The sequence below is a fragment of the Bacillus sp. GMa5/1 genome (genome assembly GCF_050172015.1).
Classification (GTDB): Bacteria; Bacillota; Bacilli; order Bacillales; family Bacillaceae_G; genus Bacillus_A; species Bacillus_A cereus.
This window is the reverse complement of the sequence record NZ_JBNLYC010000163.1, coordinates 1-8708: the sequence shown is the minus strand read 5'-3', so window position 1 is coordinate 8708 and position 8708 is coordinate 1. Positions and strand designations below refer to the sequence as shown.

The window sequence follows — 8708 nt, the reverse complement described above, 5'->3', positions numbered from 1 at the left end:
ACATATCACTACTATTTTATTAGCTAAAAAAGAAGGCATGAATACGTACCCTCATTATATCGGTATTATCGTTACTCTAGTTGCCTTCTTTCCTTATATAGACATCTTTCTACATATGATAGCAGCTATTTTCCTTTTATTAGATGCTGCTTCTACGAATGCAAAAGAAGTTTATGATTCATAGATGGATAAAATGAAACTTTCATCCATTGAGTTTTGAAATAGGTCAGCAAAAAGGATTTACTTTTTAAGTAAACCTTTTTTCATTTTTAATTACTTTCCTTACTCCAGAATAATAAAAGAATATTCTGTTTAATTTTTATAAATTTCTAAATATTTATAAAACATTCAAATTAACATACATTTTAGTTATGTAAAAAATCTAAGTTTGAAGGAGATGAATCCATGCTGAAAAAGTTGATAGCAGGTGCATTATTAACTGTTTTGTCGTTAACTGGAGGACTGGGATCAGTATCAGCTAGTACCGAAAAAGATTATACGATTTCCTCTTTCGAATATGTAACTGTAGATGAAAAGACTGTTGATTCGTTTAACAAATTGAGTGCTCCATTAAAGGAAGACGTAAAAATAACGTTAGTTCTACCGAAACAAAATCAAAATGGAGACTGGTTATCTTATGGATTTTCGAGCAAAGAAAGTTTAGAGTCTTTTATTGAAAAAGATAAACAAAGGTTGAATAATTCAATCACTCCCCTTGGTGTTGGAGGAAGCGGACCTGGTAGTACAGACTTCTATAAACTCACAAATCAAGGTAGCGAGTATTTTTCTCTAAGTAGCGGTTATAAAAACTTGTCTGCTAGTTGGCAAAATCAAATTGTTTCTGTACGTACAGCATCCCCTACCGCTAGCTATTCAACAACACTATGGGAACGTACTTCAACTGAAGGATATGGAAAAGGTGTTGTTTTTAAACATGCTGATTGGTATGGTCAAATTGCAAACTTAAATAACTTTCCAACTTCAGCAGTTGAAGTTAAAAAGTAAAAATATAGAAATAAAAGGTGTTTTCACGTATGGAAACACCTTTTATTTCTACAACTATTTCACATATCTCGTCTATACCAATTTCAACTCTTAATTATTATTTTTCGTATTCCTACTCTCCAAAACCTTCTCCATATTATGAGTTGCCCACTCCATCATTAATAAAATCATTGGACGAAGAGATTCACCAAGCTCAGTTAATGAATATTCTACTTTTGGCGGCACTTCACGGTATACTTCGCGATGTATGATGCCATCTGCTTCAAGTTCTCTAAGCTGCAGTGTTAACATTCTTTGTGTGATATTAGGTTTTAATCTTTTTAATTCATTAAACCTCTTTTTCCCATCTAATAAATGATACAAAATAACACCTTTCCATTTCCCACCAATCACCTCAACCATAGCTTCAACTGGACAAGAATATTTATTTAAAAATGGGTAATTTATATTATTTTCATTTGAACAATCCATAATAAATCCCTTCCCTTAACATTAGTATCTTTTTTGATACTATACCACATAAATGTGCGTACTTGTATCTATGTTACTTTAAAAATATAATTTACTTACAAAATAAATTAAAGAAAAGAGGAACTTTTATGACAAATACAAACGAAATTACAAAAGAGAAAATTATGGAGGCTTTTCATTTCAGACATGCATGTAAAGAGTTCGATCCTATGCACAAAATTTCAGAAGAGGATTTTAAATTCATTTTAGAAACAGGCAGATTATCTCCTTCTTCTTTTGGATATGAACCTTGGAAATTTATTGTCGTACAAAATAAAGAATTAAGAGAAAAACTACAACCGTATTCATGGGGCGCTGGTGGGCAACTTGCAACAGCTAGTCATTTTGTCATTGTTCTTTCAAGAAACATTAAAGATATGCATTATGATGCAGAGTATATTAAATATATGATGAACGATATTATTGGATTGCCTGAAGACACTCAAAAAATTAGATATGAATTCTTCAAAAAGTTCCAGGAAACAGATTTTAACTTATTACAATCCGATCGTACTGTATTTGATTGGGCATCTAAACAAACTTATATTGCTTTAGGTAATATGATGACGAGCGCAGCTCAAATCGGTATTGATTCTTGTCCGATAGAAGGATTCGATAAAGAGAAAGTAGACTCTTTACTTCGTCAAGAAGGCATTATACAGGGCGATAATCTTGAAGTATCTGTTATGGTTGCCTTTGGTTACCGTAAAGAAGATCCAAAACGTGATAAAACAAGACAGACTATGGATACAATTGTTGAATGGATTAAGTAATATAGCACACACAAATAATGCTCCTAATAGCTGGATACTTATACTAAAGAACTATTAGTCGTTTTTCTTATGTATGAATTTGGTTTTTCATGGAAAGATATATTAGTATGTATGCAGTTTGAGCACTCTATTTTTTAGAGTCGAACAGGAGGAGAATGAATATGTCTGATATTGAAGTTGGCGAAGTGTTTACTCTTAGTGATGAGAATAACGAAGAGCAAGAAGTAGAAGTACTTGGAGCGATGGATGTCGAAGGCGCAGAATATATTGCAGTTGCCTTTGTTGAAGATATCCAAACAGAAACTGAGGAAGACATTGATATTTTCTTTTTAAAAGTAGAAGAAGATAATGAGTTTTCATACATTGAAAATGATGAAGAGTTTGATAAAGTATCTGCTGCGTTTGAAAAGATTTTGGATGAGCAAGAGCAAGAATAGTATGAATGAAAAACACGAGGGCGGATGCATATCCGCCCTCTTTTTATTACTCATCCAGAGACTCACGCAGTAATTGCAGTACATCTTTCATCGCAAAAGGTCCATCTTTTTTAACATGCTCCGCAAATTCTGAAACGAGACGTAATGTTCTCACACTTTCGATTGGATGTTCTCCTGATGCACTTTCAGCTGAAAGCATAACTGCATTCGTCCCGTCCAGTACAGCTTGAAACACATCAGTCACCTCAGCCCTTGTTGGAATAGAATGATCTACCATAGATTGAAGCATTTGTGTTGCTGTAATGACATATGTATTCGTTCGATTACATTCCTCAATCATCATTTTCTGTAAAAGCGGAATGCATTGATACGGTAACTCTACTCCTAAATCGCCCCTTGCAATCATAATTCCATCTGCTTCTTTACATATATCCTGAAAATTCTCGATTGCTTCCATCGTTTCTATTTTTGCAATTACATTAGGTGACGTTTCTTTATACTGTTGTATAAAATCTCGTATTTCTTTTATATGACTAGGTTTTCTTACGAAAGAACACGCGATAAAATCAACATTCTCTTCTAAAAGAAACTGAATATCTTTTTTATCTTTCTCTGTAATAGCTGGTAAACGAACAGCCGCACCTGGTAAATTAACTCCTTTATGGGATGAGATATTGCCACCTGTTTTTACCTTCGTTTCTATTTTGTCCGTACTTATCTTTTCAACAATTAATTCAACTTCTCCATCATTAATTAAAATTCTACTGTCTACTTTCACATCATTCGGTATTCCTTCATAATCAACGCTTGCTTCTGTATTACTCCCTGTAACTGGTTGTGTATGTAAAATAAAAGAATCTCCTGCCTGAAGTGTAATTTGCTCTCCCTTCACTTCACCTAATCTTATTTTAGGTCCTTGTACATCACCCAAAAATTTAATAGAGTCATCTAATGATTTCACTAAACGAATGATGTCTTTATGACTTTCATGCGTGCCATGCGATAAATTCAGTCGAACAATTTTCATACCATTCTTTATTAACTGTGCTAATGTTTCTTTATTATTACTTGCGGGTCCAATTGTACAAATTCGATCGATTGTCATTTTTGTCACCATCCTTTTTTTAATAAGTTTCCCATATGAACTTAAAAATAACAGAGATTCTGACATGAATAGATTTAAATTTACATGAATTTCATAAAATTAAACCTGTATCCCTTGCTGGCTAAGCATTAGAAGATATATTCGCTTTTTTGCAAATGAAGACATGTTGAATCGAAAGTAAAAGAAAAGTTAAGTATGGGATAAACCATTGAGAGTTTCGAAATTTTCATATATTGTATGAATTGAGTTCGAACTCAAAAATTTAAAAAGGTGGGAAAATTAGTGAATATGAAAAAATCTTTATCGGTGACAACTTTAGGGTTAGCGGTTTTAGGTTTTGGTTTTACTAATAACGCAAGTGCTTCAGAGATCGATACTGTAGACAAGCAGCCCGTTTTAGTTGACTTTGATACAATTCAATCAACAAAAACATCTAGTGTTCCTAGTTTGACTATTGCAGCTGCACCTAAGAATGACTCTAACATTAGCGTATATACTCCCTTTTTTGGTAACCCATATGCAGTTGCTAAATCGAAATCAACTACGACCGAAGACTATGTTTATGCAAAAGCAAGAACTTTCAATGGCGATGGCTCATTAGTAAATACGAAAAGTAATAGTGCAAAAAAATCATCCTTTGTAAGTGCTACAGCGACCAACACAAGCATTTATTATGGAGATGATTACGCTATCGGTAATCATACCTATAAATTAAGTGGTTATAATGATGTGAATCACGAAACAAAAGCTTTCTGGTAAGAAAGAGAAAAAAGATATGCATCTTGCATATCTTTTTTCTCTAATATTTTACATATATTGAGGTGCTATTTATGAAACAAATATATATTATTAGCGGTGTTTTACTTATTTCATTACTTACAATTTATATTTTGTTCAATACTTCAATCATACAACCTCATCCACCTTCCATAGAAAATAAACGCGAGCAACAAACCAATACTATTTCTTACGGATTGAAGGATAATCAAGGCCAACATATTAACAATGGCAGTACAATTACTAGTGAGGATAATAAAATTAATGTAACATTATCATTCGTACATACTATTAATGAAAACCGAAAATATGGATTAATTGTTCTAGAAGATTACGAACAAAAACCTTTTAAAATAGAAGATACTACTAATGAAATATCACACTATTATTTTGATATGAAACCAAACAGTTCAATGACTACGAAAATCTCTTTACACACTTCTCCTAATGCAAGTGAATTAACCTTTTTAATAATAAAAAAACCTGAATACAAATTAAAAGATAATAACTTAAATAAAGCAGCTATTTTAGAAGATATTCTAAGTATGCGATATTCAATGCATCCTCTTCAGAAAGAAAACGAAAAAATAAAACTCCCCCTTATAGATCCAGATGCTATTTTAAAAGATGGTCTTTACGAACCAGTATTTGTTACGAACCGTGAAGAGAACTTACAAACTGTCTTCTTTGAAAAGGAAGGCAAGCAATTAATTTTATCAAACGGTAATGAAACAAATGATGAAATGACCTACGCAATCGTGGCTTTTAAAGATTGGAAACAAGTTGAAATATTTAACAATAGAAAAGTCGTTTATACTAAGGTTGCACCTGAAACAAGACAAATCTTTAATTTCACATTGCCTTCAGTGGATCAAGAAAGTAATTTTCAACTCGTCGCTTTTCCATTTCCTTATAAAGTTAGCGAAGAAGATTATGTCAGTCAACAAGCATTCAGTTCCTTTCGCATCGTAATTGAAAATGAAAATAAATAAGTTATACTGTGCACATTACAACAACCTAAAAAAGGCCTACTCACAGAGTAGGCTTTTGAAACTATGAAAGTTTCGTCAATAACTGATTTAAATCTTTTTTCGTTTTCGTCGTTAATGATTTCATTTTATTAACATCAATCTTTTCCTTCTCCGCCCCTACAATTAACGGATACATACTTTGACCGATTGTTTTAGAATCCGTCGGATGTGATGCTTCTAGCTCTTTTTCAATCACATCCCACTTTTCGTTAATTTGTTTGCCAAGCTTATTTACTGTTTCCAATTTCGGATTAGCAGCTAACTGCTTGTCCAAGCTATCAATTAATGCTACAACTTCTTTAACATTCGTTTTCACAGCAACACTTTTCTTCGGATCTTTCGTTGCCTTTCCGTTATTGTTTGTGCTTGTACTTGTGCTTTGATCTGCTGTTTTCCCGCTAGTCGTTTGATCATTCGTTTTTCCTGTCGTTTCTTTTTCTTTTGTTTTTACATTTTCGTTTTGAGTTGACGTTTTGCCGTTACTTTCTGTTCCTGATGATTCTTTCGTATTTTTTGCATCCTTATCTGTTTTTTCATTTGAAGAAGTATTTGTTTCTTTTTCAGTATCTTTCGTTGTTTTTGAAGCTTCATCTGCACTTGTCGTTTTTGCTTCTCCATCCTTTTGCGCAGTTACTTGCTCTTTCTTTTCCGTTTCTTTATCTGCTGAAGGACTACAAGCTGCCATAGTAAGCATTGTACCAATTGTAATCGATGCGATAGCGACCTTTTTCATTTTCATATAAATCCCCCTATGTTTTACATAATTTATCCTCCCCTTTACGATTCGATTTCCCCTTAAAAAATCCCTTTTCACATGAATTACCATCTTTCCGACAGTAATCTTCATAATAATACGGACAAAAACTGATAAACTCATTTTAATATTCGAGTTTCTTCTACTTCATTTTTCTGCTCGCAAGTAAAAGAAAAAGAGTATATTGTCACATTAAGAATCACTATCTTCATATGACGATATACTCTTCTATCAAATTTTTATCTTTCTTGACATTTTATTTATACAAAAAAATAAAATTTTCTTTCGTTTTTTGTTTCTCAGCATTTGTTAACATAATATTTTTATGAATAACCACCATTCGAGTGAATGACTTGCCCAGTAACCCATTTCGCTTCTTCACTTACTAAAAAAGAAATTAAGCGCGCAGCATCCATCGTTTCTCCAACTCTACCTTGCGGGAATTTCCATACTAAATAATGTTTTAATTCCTCTGTAATCCACCCTGTATTTGTTGGTCCTGGATCAACAGCATTAACAGTAATCCCCTTCTCCATCGCTACTGGTGCCACTGACTTTGTAAATGCTTCAATTGCCCCTTTCGTTGCTGCATATGCTAGTTCATCTGGCATTGGACCTACTGACTGTCCTGAAGTAAGATTAATAATACTCCCGCCCGTTTTAAGTGAATAATGTTTTATAAACAATGAACTTAATAGCATAGTAGCCCGAACATTAACTGTATAATGTTTATCCAACTGCTCTACATCTAATTCCTCAATCCTCGTATGAGTAGAATATACTGCATTATTAACTAGAATAGATGGATCACCTAACCGTTCTGATACCATATAAAACAAACGATTTGGCGAATAAGACTGCGATAAATTGATTTCTGCCATTTCACATCGAACATCGTAACTTTCAATTTCCTTTTTCAGCAAAAAGGGTTCTTGATCACTCATTCCCCATGGCATCGCTTTATCATACTTTGGCCAGTACGTGAAAAAAATGTCTATCCCCTTTTGAGCAAGCACCTTGCATACAGCTGCACCAATTCCATTCAGACGAGTTGCCCCTGTTACAATTGCTATTTTCTTCACCTTTTTCTCCTCCATCTATACACAGATCCCCTGCATGAATACAGAGGATCTATCTTCTTATTGAATATTTGACAGTATACGTTCAGCACCTAATTTTAACATTTTAATAAAGATATAATTTACAATCGTAAACATTACAAATAAAACGATAAACATAACCCATAGTCCGACATGAAGGAAGAAGTATAATACACTTACTCCCGCCACAATAATTAAAGCTATTAAAATATTAGCTAAAAAATTCCACAAAGTTGTATATCGACTTTTAAATAATTTCTGCTCTGTATCCCAATGAATATCTGCAGTTTGTGCGTCCCAACGTGTTCCGATTAAATTAATTAATAACAACCCGTTCGCACTTAGTAAAAACCACAGTATCATAAAGACTGGAGAAATCCCAGCTACAACTGCCATCGTAATACCGAATACTGCTAAAATGATCACATTAATTAACCAAGCAGTGATTGCTTTCGCAAAAAAGATATCCGAAGCCTTTACTGGTAAATAACGATTCACAAACCAAGAGCTTCCATCTCGCGAAAATGACGTTGTTGCAATGACGTTACTACCCATTAAAAATAACGATGCACAAAGGCCCACGCCAATTGCAAGGCCTGCTGATTTTGGGTTATCAATATACCCTGTAATCCACTTTAAATTCCCGTCTTGCACGAATAAAACAAAGAATAACATAATCGGCATAACGAAAGTTTGTACAATACAATTTAAGAAAAATTGTGGTGTACGGAATAACGTTTTAAATTCCTTTTTCACATACGCTTTTAAATGTGAACTTTGTACCGTTGATTTCTGTAATCCTTCGGCTGAAATGACTTCTTTTTTTGCTGTACTCGTTGAAAGTCCAATAACCCCTTTTAAATATGTACGCTCTGCAATGTAATAAAACAACACAAAAAATACAAATGAAATAAGTGCAAAGATTAATACATATAAAGGACCCTTCCAATTTGCATTTTCTACTAATGCCACTGCTCCGAAATATGTAGTTGGAAAATAGTTTGTCATTTGTACTAAAAGAGAAGATTGGTTGTTTGCAAGGTAATCCGCAATTGCATCTTCAGAAAACGAACTTTTATTTTTCCACTGTAAAAATACGTTAATTCCTACAATAAATAGTATACTTACGATTCCAATAAATATATTTCCTCGGTCTTTATTTTTCGCTATATTTGTATACCTCATAATAACTGTCATCAGTAACGAAGCTAATACT

At 33.2% G+C, this 8708-nt stretch carries 10 protein-coding genes and 1 pseudogene; 6 read left to right on the top strand and 5 right to left on the bottom strand.

The window, feature by feature from the left end:
• A pseudogene (locus ACQGSG_RS23770) lies at positions 1 to 184 on the top strand (hypothetical protein); the annotation flags it as partial.
• A 221-nt stretch (positions 185 to 405) separates the two neighbouring features.
• Positions 406 to 1005: a hypothetical protein gene (locus ACQGSG_RS23765; protein ID WP_325842294.1), complete on the top strand. Its 600-nt coding sequence runs from the start codon at positions 406 to 408 to the stop codon at positions 1003 to 1005.
• 90 nt (positions 1006 to 1095) lie between these two features.
• Here the strand turns inward: ACQGSG_RS23765 and ACQGSG_RS23760 are convergent, their stop codons facing one another.
• Positions 1096 to 1476, bottom strand: a complete 381-nt coding sequence (locus ACQGSG_RS23760; protein ID WP_098279998.1) for a winged helix-turn-helix transcriptional regulator — start codon at positions 1474 to 1476, stop codon at positions 1096 to 1098.
• A 128-nt stretch (positions 1477 to 1604) separates the two neighbouring features.
• Here ACQGSG_RS23760 and ACQGSG_RS23755 point away from each other — a divergent pair, with 128 nt between their 5' ends.
• Both ACQGSG_RS23755 and ACQGSG_RS23750 read left to right on the top strand, forming a co-directional pair.
• Positions 1605 to 2288 (top strand): NAD(P)H-dependent oxidoreductase, encoded by a 684-nt coding sequence (locus tag ACQGSG_RS23755; RefSeq protein ID WP_000185718.1) that lies wholly within the window; start codon positions 1605 to 1607, stop codon positions 2286 to 2288.
• A 155-nt stretch (positions 2289 to 2443) separates the two neighbouring features.
• Complete coding sequence (locus ACQGSG_RS23750) at positions 2444 to 2725, top strand: DUF1292 domain-containing protein (RefSeq protein WP_002005464.1); 282 nt, start codon at positions 2444 to 2446, stop codon at positions 2723 to 2725.
• Positions 2726 to 2771: 46 nt separating this feature from the next.
• On the opposite strand, the gene ACQGSG_RS23745 is transcribed toward ACQGSG_RS23750, so the two are convergent.
• A complete protein-coding gene (locus tag ACQGSG_RS23745; protein WP_325842295.1) occupies positions 2772 to 3830 on the bottom strand; it encodes a pyruvate kinase in 1059 nt (352 codons plus the stop codon).
• A gap of 282 nt (positions 3831 to 4112) precedes the next feature.
• Here ACQGSG_RS23745 and ACQGSG_RS23740 point away from each other — a divergent pair, with 282 nt between their 5' ends.
• Positions 4113 to 4589, top strand: coding sequence for a hypothetical protein (locus ACQGSG_RS23740; RefSeq protein WP_001056346.1), 477 nt, complete (start codon positions 4113 to 4115; stop codon positions 4587 to 4589).
• Between the two features lie 71 nt (positions 4590 to 4660).
• Positions 4661 to 5599 carry a hypothetical protein gene (locus ACQGSG_RS23735; protein WP_325842296.1) on the top strand — a complete coding sequence of 313 codons (939 nt, stop codon included), beginning with the start codon at positions 4661 to 4663 and terminating at the stop codon, positions 5597 to 5599.
• Between the two features lie 61 nt (positions 5600 to 5660).
• Here ACQGSG_RS23735 and ACQGSG_RS23730 read toward each other — a convergent pair whose 3' ends face one another.
• From ACQGSG_RS23730 to ACQGSG_RS23720, 3 genes are all read right to left on the bottom strand, one after another.
• Complete coding sequence (locus ACQGSG_RS23730) at positions 5661 to 6377, bottom strand: hypothetical protein (protein WP_000782538.1); 717 nt, start codon at positions 6375 to 6377, stop codon at positions 5661 to 5663.
• A 338-nt stretch (positions 6378 to 6715) separates the two neighbouring features.
• Positions 6716 to 7474 (bottom strand): SDR family oxidoreductase, encoded by a 759-nt coding sequence (locus tag ACQGSG_RS23725; protein WP_002103389.1) that lies wholly within the window; start codon positions 7472 to 7474, stop codon positions 6716 to 6718.
• 57 nt (positions 7475 to 7531) lie between these two features.
• On the bottom strand, positions 7532 to 8708 hold a 1177-nt coding region (locus ACQGSG_RS23720), incomplete at its 5' end, for an ABC transporter permease (RefSeq protein WP_426948168.1).

Coding starts and splice junctions, on each gene's coding strand:
- ACQGSG_RS23765 (WP_325842294.1), top strand. CDS start 406: ATGCTGAAAAAGTTGATAGCAGGTGCATTATTAACTGTTTTGTCGTTA.
- ACQGSG_RS23760 (WP_098279998.1), bottom strand. CDS start 1,476: ATGGATTGTTCAAATGAAAATAATATAAATTACCCATTTTTAAATAAA.
- ACQGSG_RS23755 (WP_000185718.1), top strand. CDS start 1,605: ATGACAAATACAAACGAAATTACAAAAGAGAAAATTATGGAGGCTTTT.
- ACQGSG_RS23750 (WP_002005464.1), top strand. CDS start 2,444: ATGAATATGTCTGATATTGAAGTTGGCGAAGTGTTTACTCTTAGTGAT.
- ACQGSG_RS23745 (WP_325842295.1), bottom strand. CDS start 3,830: ATGACAATCGATCGAATTTGTACAATTGGACCCGCAAGTAATAATAAA.
- ACQGSG_RS23735 (WP_325842296.1), top strand. CDS start 4,661: ATGAAACAAATATATATTATTAGCGGTGTTTTACTTATTTCATTACTT.
- ACQGSG_RS23730 (WP_000782538.1), bottom strand. CDS start 6,377: ATGAAAATGAAAAAGGTCGCTATCGCATCGATTACAATTGGTACAATG.